This is a genomic window from Streptomyces misionensis (assembly GCF_007896895.1).
Taxonomy (GTDB): Bacteria; Actinomycetota; Actinomycetes; order Streptomycetales; family Streptomycetaceae; genus Streptomyces; species Streptomyces misionensis_A.
This window is the reverse complement of the sequence record NZ_VOGW01000034.1, coordinates 19,983-43,564: the sequence shown is the minus strand read 5'-3', so window position 1 is coordinate 43,564 and position 23,582 is coordinate 19,983. Positions and strand designations below refer to the sequence as shown.

Annotated in this window: 21 protein-coding genes; 11 read left to right on the top strand and 10 right to left on the bottom strand. The window is 74.3% G+C overall.

The genetic code is table 11. The features are described 5' to 3' along the window. Positions 1 to 26: 26 nt before the first annotated feature. Both FRZ03_RS05600 and FRZ03_RS05595 read right to left on the bottom strand, forming a co-directional pair. The gene (locus FRZ03_RS05600; RefSeq protein WP_146464025.1) at positions 27 to 788 is read right to left on the bottom strand and encodes a GntR family transcriptional regulator; all 762 of its coding nucleotides are present in this window, start codon (positions 786 to 788) and stop codon (positions 27 to 29) included. A gap of 241 nt (positions 789 to 1,029) precedes the next feature. Further along, positions 1,030 to 1,914 carry an RNA polymerase sigma-70 factor gene (locus FRZ03_RS05595; RefSeq protein WP_146464009.1) on the bottom strand — a complete coding sequence of 295 codons (885 nt, stop codon included), beginning with the start codon at positions 1,912 to 1,914 and terminating at the stop codon, positions 1,030 to 1,032. Between the two features lie 122 nt (positions 1,915 to 2,036). Between FRZ03_RS05595 and FRZ03_RS05590 the strand changes: the two genes are divergently transcribed. From FRZ03_RS05590 to FRZ03_RS05575, 4 genes are all read left to right on the top strand, one after another. After that, positions 2,037 to 2,690 carry an NADPH-dependent F420 reductase gene (locus FRZ03_RS05590; protein ID WP_146464008.1) on the top strand — a complete coding sequence of 218 codons (654 nt, stop codon included), beginning with the start codon at positions 2,037 to 2,039 and terminating at the stop codon, positions 2,688 to 2,690. A gap of 100 nt (positions 2,691 to 2,790) precedes the next feature. Continuing rightward, on the top strand, positions 2,791 to 3,624 hold the full coding sequence (locus FRZ03_RS05585) for an alpha/beta fold hydrolase (protein ID WP_146464007.1): 834 nt from the start codon (positions 2,791 to 2,793) through the stop codon (positions 3,622 to 3,624). 111 nt (positions 3,625 to 3,735) lie between these two features. Next, positions 3,736 to 5,319 (top strand): alkaline phosphatase D family protein, encoded by a 1,584-nt coding sequence (locus FRZ03_RS05580; protein WP_146464006.1) that lies wholly within the window; start codon positions 3,736 to 3,738, stop codon positions 5,317 to 5,319. A 247-nt stretch (positions 5,320 to 5,566) separates the two neighbouring features. Further along, positions 5,567 to 6,925 (top strand): GNAT family N-acetyltransferase, encoded by a 1,359-nt coding sequence (locus FRZ03_RS05575; RefSeq protein WP_261398591.1) that lies wholly within the window; start codon positions 5,567 to 5,569, stop codon positions 6,923 to 6,925. Positions 6,926 to 7,048: 123 nt separating this feature from the next. Here the strand turns inward: FRZ03_RS05575 and FRZ03_RS05570 are convergent, their stop codons facing one another. Continuing rightward, positions 7,049 to 8,248 (bottom strand): trans-sulfuration enzyme family protein, encoded by a 1,200-nt coding sequence (locus tag FRZ03_RS05570; protein ID WP_146464004.1) that lies wholly within the window; start codon positions 8,246 to 8,248, stop codon positions 7,049 to 7,051. 60 nt (positions 8,249 to 8,308) lie between these two features. Here FRZ03_RS05570 and FRZ03_RS05565 point away from each other — a divergent pair, with 60 nt between their 5' ends. The 5 genes from FRZ03_RS05565 (at position 8,309) to FRZ03_RS05545 (ending at position 13,584) form a co-directional block, all read left to right on the top strand. Then, on the top strand, positions 8,309 to 8,794 hold the full coding sequence (locus FRZ03_RS05565; protein WP_070028223.1) for an Lrp/AsnC family transcriptional regulator: 486 nt from the start codon (positions 8,309 to 8,311) through the stop codon (positions 8,792 to 8,794). Positions 8,795 to 8,847: 53 nt separating this feature from the next. Beyond that, positions 8,848 to 10,539, top strand: a complete 1,692-nt coding sequence (locus tag FRZ03_RS05560; RefSeq protein WP_146464003.1) for a DUF885 domain-containing protein — start codon at positions 8,848 to 8,850, stop codon at positions 10,537 to 10,539. A 159-nt stretch (positions 10,540 to 10,698) separates the two neighbouring features. After that, complete coding sequence (locus FRZ03_RS05555; RefSeq protein ID WP_146464002.1) at positions 10,699 to 10,920, top strand: ferredoxin; 222 nt, start codon at positions 10,699 to 10,701, stop codon at positions 10,918 to 10,920. Then, a complete protein-coding gene (locus FRZ03_RS05550) occupies positions 10,910 to 12,301 on the top strand; it encodes an NAD(P)/FAD-dependent oxidoreductase (RefSeq protein WP_146464001.1) in 1,392 nt (463 codons plus the stop codon). The genes FRZ03_RS05555 and FRZ03_RS05550 overlap by 11 nt, the downstream gene beginning before the upstream one ends. 41 nt (positions 12,302 to 12,342) lie before the next feature. Beyond that, a complete protein-coding gene (locus FRZ03_RS05545; protein WP_146464000.1) occupies positions 12,343 to 13,584 on the top strand; it encodes a cytochrome P450 in 1,242 nt (413 codons plus the stop codon). A gap of 7 nt (positions 13,585 to 13,591) precedes the next feature. On the opposite strand, the gene FRZ03_RS05540 is transcribed toward FRZ03_RS05545, so the two are convergent. The 6 genes from FRZ03_RS05540 to FRZ03_RS05515 all read right to left on the bottom strand — a co-directional run bounded on the left by FRZ03_RS05540 (position 13,592) and on the right by FRZ03_RS05515 (position 20,671). After that, entirely contained in the window at positions 13,592 to 14,107 is a 516-nt protein-coding gene (locus FRZ03_RS05540) for an immunity 21 family protein (protein ID WP_146463999.1), read from the bottom strand. A 342-nt stretch (positions 14,108 to 14,449) separates the two neighbouring features. Continuing rightward, positions 14,450 to 17,446 (bottom strand): AAA family ATPase, encoded by a 2,997-nt coding sequence (locus tag FRZ03_RS05535; RefSeq protein WP_146463998.1) that lies wholly within the window; start codon positions 17,444 to 17,446, stop codon positions 14,450 to 14,452. Further along, the gene (locus FRZ03_RS05530) at positions 17,443 to 18,606 is read right to left on the bottom strand and encodes an exonuclease SbcCD subunit D (RefSeq protein ID WP_146463997.1); all 1,164 of its coding nucleotides are present in this window, start codon (positions 18,604 to 18,606) and stop codon (positions 17,443 to 17,445) included. Before FRZ03_RS05530 ends, FRZ03_RS05535 begins: the two co-directional genes overlap by 4 nt. A 107-nt stretch (positions 18,607 to 18,713) precedes the next feature. Continuing rightward, positions 18,714 to 19,340, bottom strand: a complete 627-nt coding sequence (locus tag FRZ03_RS05525; RefSeq protein WP_146463996.1) for a YigZ family protein — start codon at positions 19,338 to 19,340, stop codon at positions 18,714 to 18,716. A gap of 33 nt (positions 19,341 to 19,373) precedes the next feature. Beyond that, on the bottom strand, positions 19,374 to 19,907 hold the full coding sequence (locus FRZ03_RS05520) for a SixA phosphatase family protein (protein ID WP_146463995.1): 534 nt from the start codon (positions 19,905 to 19,907) through the stop codon (positions 19,374 to 19,376). Next, a complete protein-coding gene (locus FRZ03_RS05515; RefSeq protein WP_146463994.1) occupies positions 19,904 to 20,671 on the bottom strand; it encodes a hypothetical protein in 768 nt (255 codons plus the stop codon). The genes FRZ03_RS05520 and FRZ03_RS05515 overlap by 4 nt, the downstream gene beginning before the upstream one ends. 146 nt (positions 20,672 to 20,817) lie before the next feature. Between FRZ03_RS05515 and FRZ03_RS05510 the strand changes: the two genes are divergently transcribed. Continuing rightward, a complete protein-coding gene (locus FRZ03_RS05510; RefSeq protein WP_146463993.1) occupies positions 20,818 to 21,225 on the top strand; it encodes a CoA-binding protein in 408 nt (135 codons plus the stop codon). A gap of 202 nt (positions 21,226 to 21,427) precedes the next feature. Beyond that, entirely contained in the window at positions 21,428 to 23,071 is a 1,644-nt protein-coding gene (locus tag FRZ03_RS05505) for an APC family permease (RefSeq protein WP_146463992.1), read from the top strand. A 111-nt stretch (positions 23,072 to 23,182) separates the two neighbouring features. On the opposite strand, the gene FRZ03_RS05500 is transcribed toward FRZ03_RS05505, so the two are convergent. After that, positions 23,183 to 23,545: an ArsR/SmtB family transcription factor gene (locus FRZ03_RS05500; protein WP_261398590.1), complete on the bottom strand. Its 363-nt coding sequence runs from the start codon at positions 23,543 to 23,545 to the stop codon at positions 23,183 to 23,185. Positions 23,546 to 23,582 lie beyond the last annotated feature (37 nt).

Below are 23,582 nucleotides of genomic sequence, written 5' to 3'. Positions count from 1 at the left end.
CCGAACGGCCGCCTCGCACCGCTTGGTCAGGAGGCTCGCCGCTCCGGGTCGTGGTGGATCTCCACGCCGGCCGTGTCGCCGAACGTCAGCCGGCAGGTGTCGGCGCGGTAGGTCGCCACGGAGAGGGCGGCGGTGCGGCCCTCGGCGGTGAAGCGGGTGGTGACGACGAGCACCGGGGAGCCGGGCAGCCGGTCGAGTTCGCGGGCGTCGTCCGCGCGGGCCGAGCCCAGTTCGACGGCGCGGTCCTGGCCCTCCGGCTCCAGGCGGTGCAGCTCCCGCAGCACGGTGCGGGCGCGGGCCGGGCCGGAGGGCGCGTCGATCGCGGTGAGGCCGGGCACCGAGTCGGCCGGGATGTACAGCAGTTCGGTGGCGACCCGCTGGCCGCCGGACGTCCGGGCGCGGCGCACGGTGTGCACCGGCTCGTCCGCACCGGTCTCCAGGGCCGCGGCGACGGCCGCGGGCGGCACCTGCTGGACGCAGTCGGTGGCCTGCCAGGCGTCCCCCGGGCCACCCGGCCAGGCGTGCTGTTCGCCGCCGACGGCCACGCCCACGCGCGGCGGCGCGACGGTGGTGCCGACGCCGCGGCGGCGCTGCAACCGGCCTTCCAGTTCCAGCTGTTCGAGGGCCTGCCGGAGCGTCGCCCGGGCCACGCCGAAGCGGGCCGCCAGATCGCGCTCGTTGGGCAGGATCTCGCCGACCGAGAACTCGGAGTCCAGTGCCTCGCTGAGCACGGTCTTGAGATGCCAGTACTTCGGTTCCTGTACCGAATCCAGCTGCGTGGTCCCCACCCTGTCCTCCGCAAGAGCCGTCATCCGGCGGTTTTTAGCGCCCTTGTTTATTAAAGGTTGTTGCACTTCTCTGCGACCATAGGACGGCCGACACCCTTGGTCAAGACCAATCCTTCATCCCCGCGCGAACGCGGAGGCGGGCCGCCGCGCAGCGTTCACGAGGCGTTCGCACGAGGTGATGCGGGTGACATCACGGCAAAGCCCCCGTCGCTCGACGGGGGCCGGGGGCCGTGCGGAGGGCTCAGCGGTCGGCCAGATGGCGCAGCTTGTCGGGGTTGCGCTGGATGTAGACGGACGTCACCCGGCCGTCCACGACGTCGAGTTGGAAGAGGCTGTCCGGCTTGCCGCCGGACAGGACCAGCGCGGCGGGGCCGCCGTTGGCCTCCAGCACCCGCACGGACAGGTCCGCACCGGCCCCGGGCGCGACGGCGGCCAGGAAGCGGGCGACCTTGTCGGCGCTGTGCACGATCCGCAGGGCCGACCTGACCTTGCCGCCGCCGTCGGCGACCAGGCGGACGTCCGGGGCGAGCACCGACATCAGCCCGTCCAGGTCGCCCCCGGACGCGGCGGTCAGGAAACGCTCCGTCAGCTCGCGTCGCTGGGCGGGGTCGACCTCGTAGCGCGGGCGCCGCTCGTCCACGTGCCGGCGCGCGCGCCCGGCGAGCTGCCGTACCGCCGGCTCGCCGCGGTCGAGCAGCGCCGCGATCTCGGCGTACGGGAAGCCGAACGCCTCCCGGAGCACGAACACGGCCCGCTCCAGCGGGGACAGCGACTCCAGGACGACCAGTACGGCCAGGGAGACGCTGTCGGCGAGGACGGCGCGGTCGGCGGCGTCGGGCGCGGTGTCGCCGTACTCGGTGAGGCAGGGTTCCGGCAGCCACGGCCCGACGTACGACTCGGCGCGCGACCGGGCGAGGCGCAGCCGGTCGATGGCCAGCCGGGTGGTGATCCGCACCAGGTAGGCGCGTGGTTCGCGGATCTCCGCGTGGTCGGCGCGGGACCAGCGCAGCCACGCGTCCTGGACCACGTCCTCGGCGTCGGCGACGCGGCCGAGCATGCGGTAGGCGACCCCCGTGAGCAGGGGCCGGTGCTCCTCGAAGACGTCGGTCGCGGGGTCGGCGGTCATGTCCTCATCCCATCCGACACGCGCCGCGGCTGTCCACCCGGAATCAGGCACCGCGCGCCCGCCCCGGACCACAATGACCGCGCGGACCGCCAGGCCGGCGGCCGGGTGACGGGAGGTGGCCATTGCGGTACGGGGTGCTGGGCACGGGCGAGGTGGGCCGGGCACTGGCCGGCCGGCTGGTGGAGCTGGGGCACGAGGTGACGCTGGGCTCGCGCACCGCGGACAACCCGGTGGCGCGGGAGTGGGCCACCGCGGCGGCGAGCCGGGCGCGCGCCGGGACGTTCGCGGAGGCGGCCGAGGCGGGCGAGCTGGTGATCAACGCGGTGAGCGGGCAGGTGGCGCTGGACGCGCTGCGGGCGGCGGGCGCGGCGCATCTGGACGGCAAGGTGCTGGTCGACGTGTGCAATCCACTGTCGTTCGAGGGCGGGCTGCCCCGGCTCGACCCGGTGGAGTCGGACAGCATGGGCGAGCGGATCCAGCGGGCCTTCCCCGGGGCGCGTGTGGTGAAGGCGCTGAACACCGTCGATTTCAGGGTGATGACGGACCCCGGGCGGGTGCCGGGCGAGCACCATCTGTTCGTGTGCGGGGAGAGCACGGCGGCCAAGGAGCAGACGAGGGCGCTGCTCGGGGATTTCGGGTGGCCGGCCGCGCGGGTGCTCGACCTGGGCGGCATCGGGGCGGCGCGGGCGCTGGAGATGTATCTGCCGCTGTGGCTCCAGCTGGCGCGCGCGCTCGGGCACGAGGACTTCAACATCGAGGTGCGGCAGGCCGGTTGAGGGACAGGATCGGCACGCCCCCGGGGGCTACCCGTCGGTAGTGATCGCTGCCAAGCTGGGCACGGCGTCCGTCGTCGAGCAGCCCAGCCGAGGAGCACCCATGTCCGCCACCGTCTCCTTCCCCGTCCCGACCCCGCGCGGCCCCGAGGACGTGACCGTCTCCTACGCGCGCGTGGGGCGCGGCGAGCCACTGGTGCTGCTGCACGGCATCGGCCACCACCGGCAGGCCTGGGACCCGGTCGTCGACATCCTCGCCACCGAGCGCGAGGTGATCGCCGTCGACCTGCCCGGCTTCGGCGCCTCCCCCGCCCTGCCGGACGGCCTCGCGTACGACCTGCCCACCACCAACGCCGTGCTCGCCGCCCTGTTCGAGGCGCTGGACCTGGACCGCCCGCACGTGGCCGGCAACTCGCTGGGCGGGCTGCTGGCCCTGGAGCTGGGCCGCGAGAAGCTCGTACGGTCCGTCACCGCCCTCGCCCCCGCCGGGTTCTGGACCCAGGCCGAGCGGCGGTACGCCTTCGCGACGCTGCTCGCGATGCGGGGCATAGCCCAGCGGCTCCCGCTGCCCCTGGTCGCGCGACTGAGCCGCAGCGCCGCCGGCCGCACCGCGCTGACCAGCACCATCTACGCCCGTCCCGCCCGCCGCCGCCCCGAGGCCGTGGTCGCGGAGACACGGGCGCTGGTCGAGGCCACCGGGTTCGAGGCGACCCTGCGGTCCGGCGTCACCGTCCGCTTCACCGACGACCTGCCGGGGCTCCCGGTCACCGTGGCCTGGGGCACCAGGGACCGCATCCTCGTCCGCCGCCAGGGCATCCGCGCCAAGCAGACCATCCCGCACGCCCGGCTGATCCGGCTGCCCGGCTGCGGGCACTGCCCGATGAACGACGATCCGGCGCTGGTGGCGCGGGTGCTGCTGGACGGCAGCCGGGACTGAACTCCCCGGGGCGGGCGCACGGTTGTTCACCTCTGGTTCGTGTGCGCGTCTCGGAGCGGCAGTAGGTGTGGCTGTGCACACTGGCCGGATCCCGTCCCTGGAGGCGCAGCCATGTCCCACCGTCCGCTCCCCGGCCGCCGCAGCGTTCTGCGCGGCTCCCTCGCCGCGTCGGCGGCGCTGGCCCTGCCCACGGGACTCGGCGCGGCCCCGGCGTTCGCCCGGTCCGGGCGGCCCCGGGCCGACTGGGGTGTCCAGACCGGTGACGTCACCACCGACTCGGGCCTGGTCTGGGTGCGGTCGGACCGGCCCGCCCGGATGGTCGTGGAGACCGCGGCGACCGAGTCGTTCCGCAACCCGCGCCGGTTCCTGGGCCCGCTGCTCGGCGCGGGCAGCGACTTCACCGGCACCACCCGGCTGCACGGCCTGCCCTCCGGCGAGCAGATCCACTACCGGGTGCTGCTCGCCGACCCCGACGACCCGCGCCGCACCGGCGAGCCGGTGACCGGCACCTTCCGCACCGCGCCCGGCAAGCGGCGCCAGGGGGTGCGGTTCGTCTGGTCCGGCGACCTGGCCGGGCAGGGCTGGGGCATCAACGAGTCGATCGGCGGCTACCGGATCTTCGACGCCATGGCCCGGACCGATCCGGACTTCTTCCTGTGCAGCGGCGACAACATCTACGCCGACGGGCCGATCTCCGCGACCGCCGCCCTGCCCGACGGGAGCGTCTACCGCAGCCTGACCACCGAGGCGAAGTCGCACGTGGCGATCACCCTGGACGACTACCGGGGCAACTTCCGCTACAACCTGCTGGACGGCGCGCTGCGCCGGTTCAACGCCCAGGTGCCCGGCATCATCCAGTGGGACGACCACGAGGTCCGCAACAACTGGTACCCCGGCGAGGTCATCGGCGGCGGCACCCCCTACCCGGCCGGCACCCGCCTGGACGACCTGGCGCGCAACTCCCGGCGGGCCTTCGCCGAGTACTTCCCGCTCTCCACGCCGGGCGCCCGCGCCGACGGCCGGATCTACCGCACCCTCCACCACGGCCCGCTGCTGGACGTGTTCGTGCTGGACATGCGCACCTACCGCAACGCCAACTCCCCCGACGACCAGACCACCGACCCCGTGGGCATCCTCGGCCGCGAGCAGCTGGAGTGGCTCAAGCGCGAGCTGGCCGCCTCCCGCGCGGTGTGGAAGGTGATCGCGAACGACATGCCGCTGGGCCTGGTCGTGCCGGACCCGGTGGAGGGCAAGCCGAACTTCGAGGCGGTCGCGCAGGGCGATCCGGGCGCGCCGCTCGGGCGGGAACTCCAGATCGCCGAGCTGCTGCGGTTCATCAAGCACCGGCGGATCACCGGCACGGTGTGGCTGACCGCCGACGTGCACCACACCTCGGCGCAGCACTACGACCCGTCGCGGGCCGCGTTCAAGGACTTCGAGCCGTTCTGGGAGTTCGTGTCCGGACCGCTCAACGCCGGCGCGTTCCCGGCCAGCGCCCTGGACGGCACGTTCGGCCCCGACCGGGTGTTCGTCAAGGCGCCCGCCGTCTCCAACGTCTCGCCGGCCGAGGGCTACCAGTTCTTCGGCGAGGTCGACATCGACGGCGCGAGCGGCGAACTGACGGTACGGCTGCGGGAGTACGACGGCACCGTGCTGTTCACCCGGACGCTTCAGCCGGGCCGGGTCGGCCAGTAATCGACCCTCGCGTCCCCGGTTCCCGTACGCTTCGAGCCATGTCGCGCGCCGGCGTCATCCCCCGGCGCGCGGCAACGCGAGCGTGCGGGCCGTTCTCCCGCCGTGCCGGGCGCACCGGCCCCGGAGGCGTGCGGTGAGTGACCGTAGAAAGACAAACAAATCGGGCGGAGCATGCTTTACCTGACGGTCACAATCAGTTCGTGATCACGCAACACGTTTCCTTCACAGTGGCTGTATGACTCCGGAAATGTCTGATGTGACCCGGGCCCGGCACGGCCGGCCCGTCCACCACTGGCGGCGGGACCTCGTGGAGCTCGCCGCGGTCTTCACCGCCGTCGCCGTGGCCGACGCGGTGGCGAACCTCGTCGGGCACGGCCCCGGCGGCCCGGCCCTGCTGGGTGTCTCGGCGCTCGCGCTGGCCGCGACGGCGGGCTTCCACACCTGGTGGGCACGGCGCCACGGGCATGCCCCGCCCGCCGGTGATACCGGTGCCCGGCCGGCCGCCGAGACGCGGTCGGCCGGGCCCGGCGTGCTGTGGCGGATGCGGACGACGGTCCGGGACGAGCCCGGTTCGCTGGCCGAACTGTGCGGTGCGCTGGCCGGGCACCGGGTGGACATCCTGAGCCTCCAGACGCACCCGCTGGCCGACGGCACCGTGGACGAGTTCCTGCTGCGGGCGCCCGGGGCGCTGTCGGCCACGGAGCTCGGCCGGGCGGTGGCGGCGGCCGGGGGCACCTCCACGTACATCGAGCGGGCCGACGCCCACGATCTGGTGGACGCGCCGACGCGGGTGCTGGGCCTGGCCGCGCGCACCGCCGTGGACGCCGCGGAACTGCCCCTGGCGCTGCGGCAGTTGCTCGGCCGCTGCACGATCCGCTCGCTGCCCGGCCGCGCGGTCGACGGTGCGCACCGGGTGCCGGCCGAGGGTGTCCTGGAGGACACGGTCATCCGGCTGCGGGCGCCGGAGGGCGGGGTGCTCACCGTGGAGCGGCCGTATCTGCCGTTCACCCCCGCGGAGTTCGCGCGGGCCCGGGCGCTGGTGGAGCTGGACGCGCGGCTGGGCCCGCGGATTCCGGACGGCCAGGACGTGCTGACGCTGCCCGAGGGCAACGACATCACCGTACGGCGGATCGACACCGGGGAGCTGGCGGCGGCGAAGGAGATGCACGAGCGGTGCTCGGCCCGCACGCTGTCGCTGCGCTACCACGGTCCGGTCGGCGACGCGGACCGCTACCTCAACCACCTGCTCAGCCCCCGTTTCGGCCGGACGCTGGCCGCGCAGACGCCCTCCGGGCGCGTCGTCGGCCTCGGGCACCTGCTGTGGGACGGCGACGAGACGGAGGTCGCGCTGCTGGTCGAGGACGACTGGCAGCGACGGGGCGTCGGCGCGGAGCTGCTGCGCCGGCTGGTGGCCATGGCCCGCGAGGCCCGCTGCGACAGCGTGTACGCGGTGACGCAGGCCTCCAACACCGGCATGGTCGCGGCGATGCGGGGCCTCGGCCTGCCGCTCGACTACCAGGTGGAGGAGGGCACGCTGGTGATCACGGCACGGCTGACCGCGGAGCCCTCCTCCCGGCCGGCGTTCGACCGGGCCCGCCAGAACTGAACCGGGCCCGCCAGGGCTGAACCGGGCCCGCGAGGCTGAACCGGGTCCGCCGAGACGGGCGGCCCGCCGGGACCGGACCGGACTCGCGGGCCCGGTCCCGGCCGGGTGCCGCCGCGCCGACCGTCAGCCCACCGCCCGCCCCAGCGGCACCGGCGTCCGCACCTGCTGTCCCAGCGCCCGGTCCAGGTCCGCCCAGAGGTCCTCCACGTCCTCCAGCCCCACCGACAGCCGGAGCAGTTTGTCGCTCACCCCGGCGTCCTGGCGGTCGCCCGCGGCGACGATGCGGTGGCTGATGGAGGCGGGGTGCTGGATGAGGGTGTCGACGCTGCCGAGGCTCACCGCCGGGGTGACGAGGCGGACCCGGGAGATGACCTCGTGCGGGTCGCCGTGCACCTCGAAGGCGATCATCGCGCCGCCGAGGCGCGGATAGCGGACCCGGGCCACCCGCGGGTCGGCGGAGAGCCGGCGGGCCAGTTCCGCGGCGTTCGCGGAGGCGGCCCGGACCCGGACCGGGAGCGTGGACAGGCCGCGCAGCAGCAGGTAGCCGGCGAGCGGGTGCAGGACGCCGCCCGTGGCGAAGCGGATCTGCCGCAGCCGGCCCGCGAGTTCCTCGTCGCAGGCCACGACCCCGGCCAGCACGTCGCCGTGTCCGCCGAGGTACTTCGTCGCGCTGTGCAGCACCAGTCGCGCGCCCTGCTCGGCCGGCCGTTGCAGCACGGGCGTGGCGAAGGTGTTGTCGGCGAGCAGCGGCACCGAGCCGCAGGCGTGCGCGACGGCCCGCAGGTCGAGTTCGGCGAGCGTCGGGTTGGCCGGGGACTCGACCATCACCAGGCCGGTGTCCGGGCGCAGCGCGTCCGTGATGCCGGCCGGGTCGGTCCAGGTGACCTCGGTGCCGAGCAGCCCGGCGGTGAGCAGATGGTCGGAGCAGCCGTACAGGGGCCGTACCGCGACGACATGGCGCAGCCCCGTCGCCGACCTGGCGAGCAGCACCGCGCTGAGGGCGGCCATGCCGCTGGCGAAGGCGACCGCGGACTCGGTGCCCTCCAGCCGGGCCAGCGCGGTCTCGAAGCGGGCGACCGTCGGATTGCCGAGCCGGCCGTAGACCGGCGGCCCCACCGGGTCCGCGCCCTCGGCGGCGAAGGCGTCGATGCGGGCGGCCTCGCCGCGGCTGTCGTAGGAGGGGTAGGTGGTGGACAGGTCGATCGGCGGGGCGTGCAGCCCCTGGCGGGCGAGATCGTCGCGGCCGGCGTGCACGGCCTCGGTGGCCAGGGCTCTCGGTGCGGGGCGTACGTCGTCGTAGGCGCCCGTGCTCGCTGTGTCCATGGCCGGAAGGGTGAACATCGAACGGTTTCAAGGGGAGAAACACCGTGCTATGTTCGGCCGATGGCCGATTCCGTCGTACTGGATCCGGTGGATCTCCAGCTGCTGCGGCTGCTGCAGAACGACGCCCGGATCACCTACCGCGACCTCGCCGCCCAGGTGGGTGTCGCGCCGTCGACCTGTCTGGACCGGGTGACCCGGCTGCGCCGCTCGGGCGTGATCCTCGGCCACCGGTTGCGACTGGATCCGGCCAAGATCGGCCGCGGTTTGCAGGCGCTGCTCTCGGTCCAGGTCCGGCCGCACCGCAGGGAGCTGGTGGGGCCGTTCGTGGAGCGGGTGCGCGCGCTGCCGGAGGCCCGGACGGTGTTCCATCTCACCGGCCCGGACGACTACCTGGTGCATGTGGCCGTCGCGGACATGGCCGATCTCCAGCGGCTGGTGCTGGACGAGTTCACCGCGCGGCGCGAAGTGGCCCGGGTGGAGACCCGGTTGATCTTCCAGCAGTGGGAGTGCGGCCCGCTGCTGCCGCCCGGCAACGCCGACAGCTGAATCGTCCGGCACGCGGGTGACGCGGGGACACCCGCCGTACGAGGATGGGCGGCATGTCTGAGACCAACAGCCCGCTGCCCCGCCAGGTCGCCGACGCCTACGTCGACGACCTCATCGCCCTCGACCCCGTGACCGGCACCTACCTGGGGGTGCCGGAGAGTTCGGGCCGGCTGCCCGACTACTCGCCGGCCGGCCAGGAGGCGTTCGCGGAGCTGGCCCGGACCACGCTCGCCAAGCTGGCCGAGGCGGAGCGCCGGCCGGGCGCGGACAGCGACGTGGAACGGCGCTGCGGGCGGCTGCTGCGGGAGCGCCTGACCGCCGAACTCGCCGTGCACGAGGCGCACGAACACCTGCGCGCGGTCGGCAACATGCACACCCCGGGCCACTCGGTGCGCGACATCTTCACCGTGATGCCGGCGGCCACCGAGGAGGACTGGGCGGCCATCGCCGAGCGGCTGCGCGCGGTGCCGGGCGCGCTCGCGGGCTACCGCGAGTCCCTCCAGGCCGGCCTGGACCGCAAGCTCTTCGCGGCGCCCCGGCCCACCGAGACGTTCATCGGGCAGCTCACCGAGTGGATCGACCCGGACGGCAAGGGCCGCGGCTGGTACGAGGAGTTCGCCGCCGCCGGACCCGACGCGCTGCGCGCCGAGCTGGACGAGGCGGCGCGCGCGGCCACCGCCACCCTGGTGGAACTGCGCGACTGGCTGCGCGAGGTGTACGCCCCGGCCATCGAGGGCGCCCCGAACGTCGTCGGCCGGGAGCGGTACGCGCGCTGGTCGCGCTACTTCAACGGCACCGACCTGGACCTGGACGAGGCGTACGCGTACGGCTGGTCGGAGTTCCACCGCATCCTCGGCGAGATGAAGCGGGAGGCGGAGAAGATCCTGCCCGGCGCCGAGACGCCCTGGGTGGCGCTGGCCCACCTGGACGAGCACGGCCGGCACATCGAGGGCGTGGACGAGGTCCGCGACTGGTTGCAGAGCCTGATGGACCGGGCGATCGCGGACCTGGACGGCACGCACTTCGAACTCGCCGAGCGGGTGCGCAAGGTGGAGTCGCGCATCGCCCCGCCCGGCGGCGCGGCGGCCCCGTACTACACGGGCCCGTCGGAGGACTTCTCCCGGCCGGGCCGCACCTGGCTGCCCACCATGGGCCAGACCCGCTTCCCGGTCTACGACCTCGTCTCGACCTGGTACCACGAGGGCGTGCCCGGCCACCACCTCCAGCTGGCGCAGTGGGCGCACGTGGCCGCGGACCTCTCCCGCTACCAGGCCACGGTCGGCATCGTCAGCGCCAACGCCGAGGGCTGGGCGCTGTACGCGGAGCGGCTGATGGACGAGCTGGGCTACCTCACCGACCCGGAGGAGCGCCTCGGCTACCTGGACGCGCAGATGATGCGGGCGGCCCGGGTGATCGTGGACATCGGCATGCACCTGGAGCTGGAGATCCCCGCCGACTCGCCGTTCCACCCCGGTGAGCGCTGGACGCCGGAACTGGCGCAGGAGTTCTTCGGCGCGCACAGCAGCCGCCCCGCGGACTTCGTGGAGAGCGAGCTGACCCGCTACCTGACGATCCCGGGCCAGGCGATCGGCTACAAGCTCGGCGAGCGGGCCTGGCTGCTGGGCCGGGAGCGGGCGCAGCAGCGGCACGGTGCGGCGTTCGACCTGAAGTCCTGGCACATGGCGGCCCTCTCCCAAGGCTCCCTCGGCCTGGACGACCTGGTGGACGAGCTGTCCGCGCTCTGAGCCGGTCCCGGCTCCGCTCACCCGATCGGCGTGCCCGGCGCGCGGCTCCCCCCGGTTCGCTCCCATGCTGGCGAGCGGGGGGCGACCGCCGTCCGGGTACGCCGCGCCGGCCGCGTGGCGCGTGCACCGGACCCTGGCCACCGGAAGGGCGGAGCGTCGATGAGGCTCGTCGTCGATCTCAACAAGTGTCAGGGGTACGCCCAGTGCGCGTTCCTCGCGCCTGACGTCTTCGCCATGCACGGCGAGGAGTCGCTGGTCTACGACCCGCGGCCCGACCCCGGGCAGCGTGAGCGGCTGGCCCGGGCGGTGGCCGCCTGCCCGGTGCAGGCGATCACCGCCGACGGGCTCGACGGGTCGCCGGAGGCCGCCGGTGCCCGTTGACGGAGTGGAGCGACTGCGGCGCGAGGGCCGGATCGTGATCGTGGGCGCCTCGCTGGCCGGGCTGCGGGCGGCGGAGACGCTGCGCGCGGAGGGCTTCACCGGGGAGCTGACCCTGATCGGCGACGAGCCGTACGAGCCCTACGACCGGCCGCCGCTGTCCAAGGCGGTGCTGCTCGGCAAGGCCGGCCCGCACCGCACCGAGCTGCCCCGGCGCCGGGAGCTCGACGCCACGTGGCGCCTCGGCGTGGCGGCGACCGGCCTGGACCTGAGGGCCAAACGGGTCCGGCTGGCCGACGGGGACGAGGTGCAGTACGACCGGCTGCTGATCGCCACCGGGGTGCGCGCCCGGCCCTGGCCGAAGGAGCCGGAGGCCCGGCTGGACGGCGTCTTCCTGCTGCGCACCCGGGACGACGCGGCGGGGCTGTACGGGCGGCTGAAGGCGGGGCCGCGCCGGGTGTTCGTGATCGGTGCCGGGTTCGCCGGCTGCGAGGTCGCCTCCGCGTGCCGGGAGCGGGGCGTCCCCGTCACGGTGGCGGAGCGGGCGGGCGCGCCGCTGGTGGGCGCCCTCGGCGGGGTGATCGGCTCGGTCGCCGCGGATCTGATGCGCGAGCACGGCGTGGATCTGCGCACCCGGGTGACGGTGACGGCGCTGGAGGGCGATCCGGCCGGCCGGGTACGAGCGGTGCACCTGTCCGACGAGAGCGTGGTCGAGGCGGACGTGGTGGTCGTCTCGCTGGGTTCGCAGCGCAACACCGATTGGCTGGCCGGGTCGGGGCTCGGCGCGGGCCCCCGGGGCATCGCCTGCGACGCGGGGTGCCGTGCCTTCGACTTCCGGGGCATCGTCACGGACGACGTGTTCGTGGCCGGGGACGTGGCGCGCTCCCCGCACGCGCTGTTCGAGTACCAGTTCCTCTCGCTCGAACACTGGGGCAACGCCGTGGCGCAGGCGGAGACGGCCGCGCACAACATGATCTGCGGCGCCACCGACCGGCGCCCGCACCTGTGGATGCCGGCGTTCTGGTCCTCGCAGTTCGGGGTGAACATCAAGTCGGTCGGGGTGCCCCCGATGGGCGAGGAGCTGATGATCACGCAGGGCTCGACGGCCGAGCGCCGGTTCGTCGGCGTCTACGGCCACAAGGGCAGGGTGGTGGCCGCGGTGAGCTTCGACAACACGCGGTGGCTGGAGTTCTACCAGCGGCAGATCGAGCGGGGCGCGCCGTTCCCGGTGGAGCACCCGACGCTGGACCGGCGCCCCGGGGACCGTCGGCCGGTGCCGGCCGACTTCCCGGACCCGTCGCTGCCGACCCACGCGGCCATGGTGACCCTCAGCGGTTACTCGCCCGCCGACACCCGGCTCGTCTTCCACCCGGCCCGCCACTGAGATCCCCGGCCTGCCCTCCCTCGACGCTCCAAGGACCCCTCATGACGCAAGACTCGCTCGTGCGCCGGATCACCGACTACGCCAGCCGCGCCGACCCGTACCCGGTGTACCGGGAGCTCCGCCGGACACCGGTGCTGCACGAGGAGGAGGGCGGCCCCTACGTCATCAGCTCCTACTGGGACATCGAGGCGCTGCTGCACGACCCGCGGATCAGCTCGGACGCGGCGAACCTGGCCGCCGCCGGCGACGATCCGCTGGCCGGCCCCGAGGAGACGGGCGGGCTGCCGCCGTCCTTCCTGCGGCTGGACCCGCCCGAGCACGACCGGCTGCGGCGCATCGCCAACAGCGGCTTCGGACCGCCGCACCGCCCGCACCGGATCGACGACATGCGCGGCGAGCTGCGGGAGATCGTCACCGCGCTGATCGACGGCTTCGGGGACGCCCGGCGGATCGACCTGGTCGACCAGTTCGCCTACCCCTTCCCCGTGACCGTGATCTGCCGGCTGCTCGGGGTGCCCCGGGAGGACGAGCCCCGCTTCCGCGCCTGGGTCGATCCGCTGGTGGCGAACCTGGACCCGGGGTTGCGGCAGGGCGGGGACGAGGAGTTCGAGCGGACGGCCCGCGAGGCCCGGATGCAGCTCGGCATGTATCTGGCCGGGCTGGTCGAGGAGCGGGCGAAGGAACCGCGCGACGATCTGCTGTCCGACCTGGTCAACAGCCGGGGGCCGGACGGCGCGATGACGATGATGGAAGTGCTCAGCACGGCCGTGCTGCTGCTCATCGCCGGTCATGAGACGACCGTCAACCTGATCACCAACGGCATGCTCACGCTGCTGCGCCACCCGGAGATCCTGGAGCGGCTGCGCCACGAACCGGAGCTCGCGCCCCGGCTGGTGGAGGAGCTGCTGCGCTACGAGCCGCCGGTCCAGCTGGTGCCGCAGCGCACCTGCATCGCGGACATCGAGGTGCGCGGGGTGACGATCCCCAAGGGGTCGCGGATCTGGCTGGTACTGGCCGCGGGCAACCGGGACCCGGAGCGGTTCGCGGACCCCGACCGGTTCGACCCGGACCGCGAGGACGTCCAGCACCTCGGCTTCGGCAGCGGCATCCACATCTGCTTCGGCGCGCCGCTGGCCCGGCTGGAGACCCAGATCGCACTGACCGAGCTGGCCCGGCGGCTGGAGAACCCGCGCCTGGTGCAGGACCCGCCGCCGTACCGGGAGAACGCGGTGCTGCGCGGGCCGCGGCACCTGGAGATCGACTTCGACGGCCTGCGTCCCTGAGCCCGCCTCAGCGCCCCAGCGGCCTGAGCTGGACCAGCCCGACCCAGGTCTCGGGCCCCGGCTGGGCGTAGGCGGTGCGCACGGTGTACGACCCGGCGGCGAGCGGCACCTTCAGGTGCTCCTGCCGGTCCGCCTCGCCGCCCGGCCAGGCCGAGTCGAACAGCACCACGGGCCCGGGCACGTCCCAGCGCAGCTCCTGCTCCCACACGGCGCCCTCCAGCGCGGCGGGCACCCCGGCCAGCAGCTCGCGCTCGGACTCGGCCGCGGACCACCGTACGAAGGTGCCGTGCTCGGGCAGATAGGAGGTGGCGGCGGGTTCGTCACCGAGGACGAGCGCCGCGCTGTCACCGACGGGCAGCAGCCCGGCGTACCCGGCGACCTCGCAGGCCCGGTCGTAGTCCGTGTCCAGCTCCTCGCTGTCGGCCCCCGCCCAGAACGGCAGGACCACCTCCGGAACGGCGATCAGGGGCCCACCGCCCGACTCCACCCACTCCAGCACTCCATGATCTTCAATCCGAGCCATGGGCGAAGAACCTACACGCACCCTTGACGGCGACTGAACTCGCCTGTCTCCATGGGCGGTTGAGACGGGCCGGCCCCCGCTGCCGCCGGACCGAGTCGGGGCCGCGTCGTTGCGATTCAGGCCTTCGCGGGAGCGCTCGCCACCGCTCCCGGCGGGCGCGTCACCGCCAGGGCCGAGGGCTCGGCTCAGCTGTGCCGCGCACGGTACTGGAGCGAAGGGACGAGCAGGGCATGGCCGTGGGCCTGAACGCCCTCCAGGGCAGTGCCGCCCGTCGGCCACCCATGGCCGCAGTGCCCCAGCCCGCCTCTTCGCCGTCCCTGTGACCGCCGTGCCTGATCGCCGTCAGACCCCCCGTTGCCGCAGCGCCGAGCCCGATCTGCCCTTGAGGACCTCCAGTTGGGCGTGGATGCGGCGGCGCAGGTCGGGGACGTGGCTGACGATGCCCACGCTGCGGTCGCGTTCGCGCAGGCCGTCGAGGACGTCGAGGACCTCGTCCAGGGTCTGGTCGTCGAGGCTGCCGAAGCCCTCGTCGATGAAGAGGGTGTCCAGGCGGACGCCGCCGGTCTCGTCGGTGACGACGTCGGCGAGGCCGAGGGCGAGGGCCAGGGAGGCGAAGAAGGTCTCGCCGCCGGAGAGGGTGGCCGTGTCCCGTTCGCAGCCGGTCCAGGCGTCCACCACGTGCAGGCCGAGCCCGCTGCGGCCGCGGCCACTGCGGTCGTCGGAGTGGACGAGGGTGTAGCGGCCGGAGGACATGCGCTGGAGGCGGACGGTCGCGGCGGCGGCGACCTGTTCCAGTCGGGCGGCGAGCACGTACGACTCCAGGCGCATCCTGCGCTCGTTGTCGGCGGCGGTGCCCGCGGTGAGGGCGGCGAGCCGGGCGACCCGGTCGTACTCCTCGCGCAACGGCCCGAGCCGGCGCACGGCCTCGGCGGCGCGGGCGGAGAGCCGGTCCAGCTCGGCGCGGCAGCGGTCGGCGGCGTCGCGGGCGGAGACGGCCTCCCGCAGTCGTCGCTCGGCCTCGGCGGCCGCCCGTTCGGCGCCGGCCGGGTCGGCGGACGGGCGCCGGGCGGCGGCCGCGGTGTCCGCCTCGGCGAGGACGGCACGCACGGCGGCCTCCTCCGACTGCCAGGTGTCCAGGCGGTGTTGCAGCTCACGGTGCCCGTCGTCGGCGAGCAGGGCGGCGGCCGCGGCCTCGGGGGTGGCGAAGCCGGCCCGGTAGGCGGCGTCGGCGAGCCGGGCGTCGGCGGTCTTCAGGCGCTGGGCGGTGTCCTCGGCGGCACGCACCGCGTCGGCGGCCTCGGCCAGCAGCGCCGCCCGCCGCTCCAACTGAGCGGCGCGCGCGGCCACGCTGCCCTCGGTGCCGCGCGCCTGGGTCAACTCGGCTTCCAGCTGGGACTGTTCGCGATCCAGCGCCTCGCGCCGGGTGAGCCGGGAGGCGCCCCGTACGGCGGCCTGCTGCCGTTCGGCGAGGCGCCGCTCGCGCTCCTGCTCGGCGCGCCGCAGCTCCTCGTGGGCGGCGTGCAGCCCGGAGGCGGCGTGCCGGGCGCGGGCGTATTCCTGCTGCAACTCATCTGCTTCGGCGGCGAGTTCCGCGACGGGTGTCTCGCCCGCCTCGGCGGTGGCGGCGGCCAGGGACTCGCGGACGGCGGCGACGCTCCGCTCGGCCTCGGTGTGCCGGCGGTCGGCCTCCTGGGATGCGGCGTGCGCCTGTTCCTCGGCGGCGCGGTCCACGTGCCCGGCGTCCTTGCGGGCGGGCGCCGGGTGTTCGGTGGCGCCGCAGACCGCGCAGGGTTCGCCGTCGGCGAGGCGGGCGGCCAGTTCGGCGGCGATGCCGTTCAGGCGCTGTTCCTTGAGTTCGAGCCAGTGGGCGCGGGCGTCCAGGGCGCGCCGTCCGGCGTCCTGGGCCCGCTGCCGGGCCGTCTCCAGGTCGGCGGTGAGGGCGTCCCGGGTGCGGGCCGCCGCCAGGCGCCGCCGCGTCGGTTCGCGGCGGACGCCGAGCTGCTCGGCGCGGGTGGCGGCCTCCTGGGCGGTGTCGATGCGCGCCTGGAGGGCGGCGCGCGCGGAGTCCCAGCCCTCAAGCCAGGCGTCGGCCTCGCGCAGCACGTCCTCGTCGGCGCGCTCCTGGCGGTCCAGTCCGGCGCGTTCCGCGGTCACCTCGGCGAGGCGCCGCTCGGCGCGCCGGGCCGCGTCCAGGCCGCCCAGTTCCTCGGCGGCGCGGCGGGCGGCGGCGGCCAGAGCGCTCGCGTCGGCGTCGGCGAGCGTGCCGGGCAGCAGGCCGCGGGCGCGGGCCTCGGCGGCGTCCGCCTCGCGGTGCTCGCGCTCGGCCTCGTCCCGCAGGTGCAGGGCGGGCGCGACCTGCTCGGCCTTCCGGGAACGCGCCATGCGCTCCTGGTCCTCGCGATGGCCGTCGGCCCGCTCCTCCAGCCGTTCGGCGCGCCGTCGCGCCTCGGCGAACCTGCCCTGCAACCGGGCGAGTTCGCGTGTCTCGTCCAGGGCGCGGCGGGCGTCGGCGTGGGCGGACTCGGCGGCCGCCAGTCGGCTGTGGGCGATGGTGAGGCGTTCCTGGGCGGTGGCCCGGGCGACGGCCGCGGCGCCGAGCACGGCCTCGGCGAGTCCCGGGTCGCCGGGCGCGAGTTCGGGCAGCTCCATGGCGTCGCCCGCGGCCTGCTGCATGCGGTGGGCGTCGGCGAGGAGGGCGGCGTCGCCCTCGCGCACCCGGGCCTCGGCGGCGCGGCGGCGTTCGGCGAGGCGCTTCTCGACGTCGGCGAAGCGCTGGGTGTCGAACAGGCGGCCGAGCAGCCGGCCGCGGGCCTCGGCGTCGGCGCGCAGGAAGCGGGCGAAGTCGCCCTGGGGCAACAGCACGACCTGGCAGAACTGCTCCCGGCTCATGCCGAGCAGCTGCTCGAACTCGGCCCCGATCTCCTGGTGCGAGCGGCTGAGGTCCTTCCAGGCGCCCGCCGTGGCGTCGTACTCGCGCAGCCAGGTCTGGGCCTTGTCGACGGTGGTGCCCTTGCCGCGCAGCTTGGGGCGCTCCCAGGGCGGCTGCCGGGTGACCTCCAGCCGGCGTCCGGCGACGGTGAGTTCGAGGCGCACCTCGGTACGGGTGCGGGGCTCGGCGTGGTCGCTGCGCAGGTTCATGCCCTGGCCCGCGCCGCTCTGGCGGGCGCCGGGCACGGAGCCGTACAGGGCATAGCAGACGGCGTCCAGGACGGAGGTCTTGCCCGCGCCGGTGGGGCCGTGCAGCAGGAAGAGGCCGGCGGTGGACAGCGCGTCGAAGTCGACGTGCTGGGTGGTGCCGAAGGGGCCGAAGGCGGTGATGTCGAGCCGGTGCAGCCTCACCGGGCCACCTCCCGTACGGTCGCGTCGGCACGGACCGCGTCGAAGGTCTCGCGCAGTATCGCGGTCTCGTGTTCGTCGGGTCCGGCGCCGCGGACGTGGGCGACGAAGTCCCGGGCGATCTGCTGGTCGCTGCGGCCCGCGAGGCGCCGGGCGTAGGAGGCCCGGGGGTCGTCGGGGGCGCGTTCGGGGGCGAAGACGAGGCTCAGGGTGTGCGGGAAGCGCTCGGTGAGCCGGGCCATCGGGTCGGCCGGGCGGACGGGGTCGGTGAGGGTGGCCTCGACCCAGGAGTCCTCGTGGCGGGCGAGGTCCGGGTCGGCGAGCAGCTCCTCCAGGGTGCCGCGGACGCGGGCCAGCGGGCGCGGCACCGGACAGTCGAGGCGTTCGGCGCGGACGGTGCCGTCGGCGGCCAGGTCGACCAGCCACATGCTCTTGCGGTGGCCGGCCTCGGAGAAGGAGTAGGCGAGCGGGGAGCCGGAGTAGCGCACGCGCTCGGTGAGGGTCTGGCAGCCGTGCAGATGGCCGAGAGCCACGTAGTGGGCGCCGTCGAAGACCCCGGCGGGTACGGCGGCGACCCCGCCGACGGTGATGTCCCGTTCGCTGTCGCTGGCCTCGCCGCCGGTGACGAAGGCGTGGGCGAGGACGACGCAGCGGGTGCCTTCCGGGCGGGTGGCGAGGTCGGCGCGGACCCGGTCCATGGCGGCCGCGAGGACGGCCTCGTGCCCGGCCCTGTCGACGCCGAACTCGTCCTTGACCAGGGCGGGTTCGAGGTAGGGCAGGCCGTAGAAGGCGACGTCGCCGTGGGCGTCGGCGAGCACCACGGGGGTGGCGACGGCGGACGGTTCGGTGCGCAGGTGGATGCCGGCGCGGTCGATGAGTCCGGCGCCGACGCCGAGGCGGCGGGCCGAGTCGTGGTTCCCGGAGATCATCACCGTGGGCACGCCCAGTGCGGCGAGGCGGTGCAGGGCGTCGTCGAAGAGTTCGACGGCGGCGAGCGGGGGCACCGCGCGGTCGTACACGTCTCCCGACACGAGCACCGCGTCCACCTCGCGCTCGCGCACGGTGGCGACGAGGTGACCGATGAACTCGGCCTGGGCCCCGAGCATGCTCACCCGGTGGAAGGCCCGGCCGAGATGCCAGTCGGACGTGTGCAGGAGTCTCATGACCACCGAGACTAACGGCCGGGTACGACACCCCGGCCGGTCACTCCCGCATCACCCGTCATACCGGGTGCACCGCACACGCGTTATGCCCTATTTGTCGCCAAGGGTCAGGCATCTCCGTATGCCTCGCCGCCCGGTTCGAACACGGCCGTGCCCGCGGTCGCGTCGGCGAGCCAGCCCCGGAAGGCGTCCACGTCGGCGTCCGGCAGGCCGATCTCGATGGTGACGGCCTCGCCGTAGCGCACGTCGCGGACCTCGCGGCCGGTGGCGCGCAGATCGTTCTGGAGCTTGCCCGCGCGCTGGTGGTCGACGGTGACGGTGGCCAGCCGGAAGCGGCGCCGGGTGCGGGTGCCGAGCGTGTCCAGGGCTTCGCCGACGGCGCCGCCGTAGGCGCGGATGAGCCCGCCGGCGCCGAGCTTGACACCGCCGTAATAGCGGGTGACGACGGCGACGACGTACCGCATGTCCCGGCGCAGCAGCATCTGGAGCATGGGGACGCCGGCGGTGCCGCCCGGTTCGCCGTCGTCGCTGGCCTTCTGCACCGAGGCGTCGGCGCCGATGACGTAGGCCCAGCAGTTGTGGGTGGCGTCGGCGTGCTCCTTGCGGACGGCCGCGATGAAGTCCTGCGCCTCCCGCTCGGTGGCGGCCGGGGCGAGGGCGCACAGGAAGCGGGAACGGTTGATCTCGGTCTCGTGCACGCCCGCGTGGGCGACTGTGCGGTACTCGTCCTGCATCCACCCACCCTATGCGCAGGCGGCGGGCGGCCCCTAGGCACGGTCCCCGCCCCGGGGCACCCGGAACCAGGTCAGCAGGGCGACGCCCGGGGCGAGGGCCGGCCAGCCGGTGGCATGCCAGGCGAGGGCGGCGATCGCGGAGGTGGGGAACTTGGCGCGCAGCCGGTCGAGGGTGTCGTCCAGGCCGTCCCCGGCCAGCGTCAGGACCAGGTCCTCCAGGCCCGGGTTGTGCCCGACGACGAGCAGCGTCTCCACCTCGGGCGGCGTCTCGCGCACGACCGCCAGCAGGGTGGACACGTCGGCCGCGTACAGCCGGGGCTCGTGGCGCACCGGGGGCGGCGTCCCCCATTCGGCGGAGGCCAGCTGCCAGGTCTGCCGGGCCCGTACGGCGGTGGAGCACAGGGCGAGGTCGGGCAGGAGGTCGGCCTCGGCGAGGGCGCGCCCGGCGGCGGGTGCGTCCCGCAGGCCGCGCGGGGCGAGCGGTCTGCGGTGGTCGGGGACACCCTCGGGCCGGGCGGACTTGGCGTGCCGGAGCACCACGAGCCGGCGCAGCGGACCGGAGCTCACGCGAGGGTCCCGAGGTCGCGTGCGAGGTCGAGGGCGAGCAGCCGGTCGGCGTAGGCGAAGGTCTCGAACCGGGCGCCATCGGGCACCTCGGGGTCGGCCTCCACGTCCGCCAGCACGTCCAGGACCTCCAGCATGTCCAGGTCGTCCTCCCATGCCGCGGCGAGCCGTGCCCGCACCGCCTCCGGCACGGGCCGTGAGGGCGAGCGGGCCCATCCGGCCACGGCCCCGCGCCATCCCGCCAGCCGCCCGGCGGCGGCGCCGACCGCGGCCTCGTCCAGCCGTGCGGTCTCCTCGCGGGGCACGCACAGCAGGGCCAGGCGGAGGGCGGCGGGGTCGGCGAGGAGCGCGGACAGCGGTGCCGGCCCGGCCTCGCCCGCCCCGGGCGTGCGCCCCGTCCACACCACCGGTGCGACGACGAGCACCGGCCCGGCCCCGGGCCATGCGGCGCCCTCGCCCTCCGCCACCACCAGCACCGCGTCCGGAACGCCGGTGCCCCAAGCGAGTCCGCGGGCCTCCTCGAAGGGGCGCACGGCGAGGGCGTCGGCGGCGGCGCGGAGTTCGCCGGGCAGGGTGGTGGCGAGGGTGGGCCAGGCCTGGGCGCCGTTCAGTTCCAGGGCGCGGGCGAGGAGGTCGGCGGTCAGGAGCACCCGCAGCGATGTGAGGTCGGGCCCCGGGGCACGGACCTCGATGCGGGCCAGGCCGCCGCGCCGGGCGGGCGCGGCGGGGACGGGTGCACCGGTTCGGGCGTCGAGGATGCGCAGCACGGGGCGAGCGTAGGCGCGCGGACGGCCGGACGCGGGTACCGCGCGCCGATTCCGGACACCGTGGCGGGGCGGGAACACGGGAATCCGTATTCACCGGGACCGGTTGAGGGCATCGGAGAACACCCCACACCGCAAAGGAGGCGGACGTGTACGGCGATGAGGCGACAGTTCGCAGGATTCTGACCGAACTGGGCGATACCTGGGCGGTGGTCGGCCTGTCCGGTAATTCCGCCCGGCCCGCCCACCGCGTGGCGCAGGTGCTCCAGCGGTTCGGCAAGCGGATCGTGCCGGTGCACCCGAAGGCGGAGACCGTGCACGGCGAGCGGGGCTACGCCTGCCTGGCGGACATCCCCTTCGACGTCGACGTGGTGGACGTCTTCGTCAACAGCTCGCTGGCGGGCGCGGTGGCCGACGAGGCCGTGGCGAAGGGCGCCCGGGCGGTCTGGTTCCAGCTCGGTGTCGTCGACGAGGCCGCGTACGCGCGAACCCGGAAGGCCGGTCTGGAGATGGTGATGGACCGCTGCCCGGCAATCGAAATTCCCCGCTTGACCTAGTGTCACCACTTCTTCATCACAATTCTGCGCTGAATATTGACATTCGCACACAGCGGATGAGCTGTGGAAACCCTGTCCTCAAGACCGGCAAGATCCTGAGTCAAGTTTTGGTAAGCGGTCTTTTGCCGACGGGGAAAGCGTTCCTAGCCTGTGGCCTTCTTCCTCGTTAAACCTGCGTTTACGATCTGAGAGGCCACTTGACATGGCGAAAGTCGACCAGGCTGCACCGGTAGCCGTCAGCGATACCGGGGGTCTGCGCCGCGACGTCGGACTCATCGGCCTGATGTGGGCCTCCGTGGGCTCGATCATCGGCTCCGGCTGGCTCTACGGCGCCGAGAAGGCCGTCGTCGTGGCCGGCCCCGCGGCGATCATCTCGTGGGTGATCGGCACGGTGGCCATCGTCCTGCTGGCGCTGGTGCACGCGGAGCTCGGCGGCATGTTCCCGGTGGCGGGCGGCACCGCGCGCTACCCGCACTACGCCTTCGGCGGCCTGGCCGGCATGTCCTTCGGCTGGTTCTCGTGGCTGCAGGCCGCGACGGTGGCTCCGATCGAGGTCGAGGCCATGATCGGTTACGCCGGGCACTGGAAGTTCGCCCAGGGTCTCCAGGACGCCGGCGGCACGCTGACCGCGAGCGGCGTCGTGACGGCCGTCGTCCTCATGGCCGTCTTCGTCGGCGTCAACTTCTTCGGCGTCCGCGCGCTGGCGCACACCAACAGCGCCGCGACCTGGTGGAAGATCGCCATCCCGCTCGCCGCGATCTTCATCATCGCGGTGGGCAACTTCCACGTCTCCAACTTCACCTCGCAGGGCTTCGCCCCGTTCGGCGCCAAGGGCATGCTGGGCGCGATCAGCTCCAGCGGCATCATCTTCGCGCTGCTCGGCTTCGAGCAGGCGATCCAGCTGGCCGGTGAGAGCCGCAACCCGAAGCGCGACCTGCCCCGCGCCACCCTCGGCTCGGTCGCCATCGGCGCCGGCATCTACATCCTGCTCCAGATCGTCTTCGTCGCCGCGCTGCCGCACGCCTCCTTCGCGCACGGCTGGGCGAAGCTGGCCTACGCCGGCATCAGCGGCCCCTGGGCGGGCCTCGCGACCGTGGTGGGCCTGGGCTGGCTGGGCTGGGTGCTCTACGTCGACGCGATCATCTCCCCCGCCGGCACCGGCCTGATCTACACCACGGCCACCTCGCGCGTCTCCTACGGCCTGGCCAAGAACGGCTACGCGCCCAAGGGGCTCACCCGGACCGACAAGCGCGGTGTGCCGTGGATCGGTCTCATCGTCACCTTCGTCACCGGCATCCTGTGCTTCCTGCCGTTCCCGAGCTGGCAGAAGCTGGTCGGCTTCATCACCTCGGCGAGCGTGCTGATGTACGCGGGCGCGCCGCTGGCCTACGGCGTCTTCGCAGACCGTCTGCCGCACTTCGAGCGCCCCTACCGGCTGCCCGCCGGCAAGGTCGTCGCGCCGGCCTCCTTCGTGATCGCCAACCTGATCATCTACTGGAGCGGCTGGGACACCCTGTGGCGGCTGGGCTTCGCCATCCTGCTGGGCTACGTCCTGCTGGGCTCCTACGCCTGGTGGGCCAACGCCAAGGGCAAGCCGGACGCGCCCCGGATGGACTTCAAGGCCGCCCAGTGGCTGCCCGCGTATCTGCTGGGCATCGGCGTGATCTCCTGGCAGGGCGGCTTCGGCGAGGGCAGCCAGGGCCACCTCCCGCTGTACTGGGACATGCTGGTCGTCGCGGCGTTCTCGCTCGTCGTCTACTACTGGGCGAAGGCCACCGCGTCCCGGACGGAGGCGATCGAACGCAGCATCGACGAGGTCGTCGTCACGGACGCACCGACCCACTGAGCGGTTCCCCCCGGTGCCCCGGCGTCCGTCCCCCGGCCGCCGGGGCACCGCCGTCCTCCGGGCACCGCTCCACCGCGCACGCGGGCCCCAGGCCACACCCACGCCAGACGCTCACCCTCGCTCGCGTCGCCTCTCCGCGAGCCGGTGGTCGGCGGTTTTCAGGGCTTCGTCCACCAGGCGGCGCAGATGGCCGTGGCGCAGGGAGTAGATCACCCGGCGGCCCTCCTTGCGGGTGTCGACCAGGCCGGCGAGGCGGAGGCGGGCCAGTTGCTGGCTGACGGCGGGGCGGGCGGCCGCGCAGGACTCGGTGAGGGTCGTGACGTCGGCCTCGCCCGAGGTCAGGGCGTGCAGCAGGGCGAGGCGGGTGCGGTCGCCGAGGAGGGCCAGGAGTTCGGCGGCGAGCGCGAACTGTTCGTCGCCCGGCGTGCGCTGCTGCACAGGGTGCGCAGTTGACAGGTGCATGCGTGCGCTCATACGCACATAATGGCGCCGTGGGCGTCCCGCGTCCACC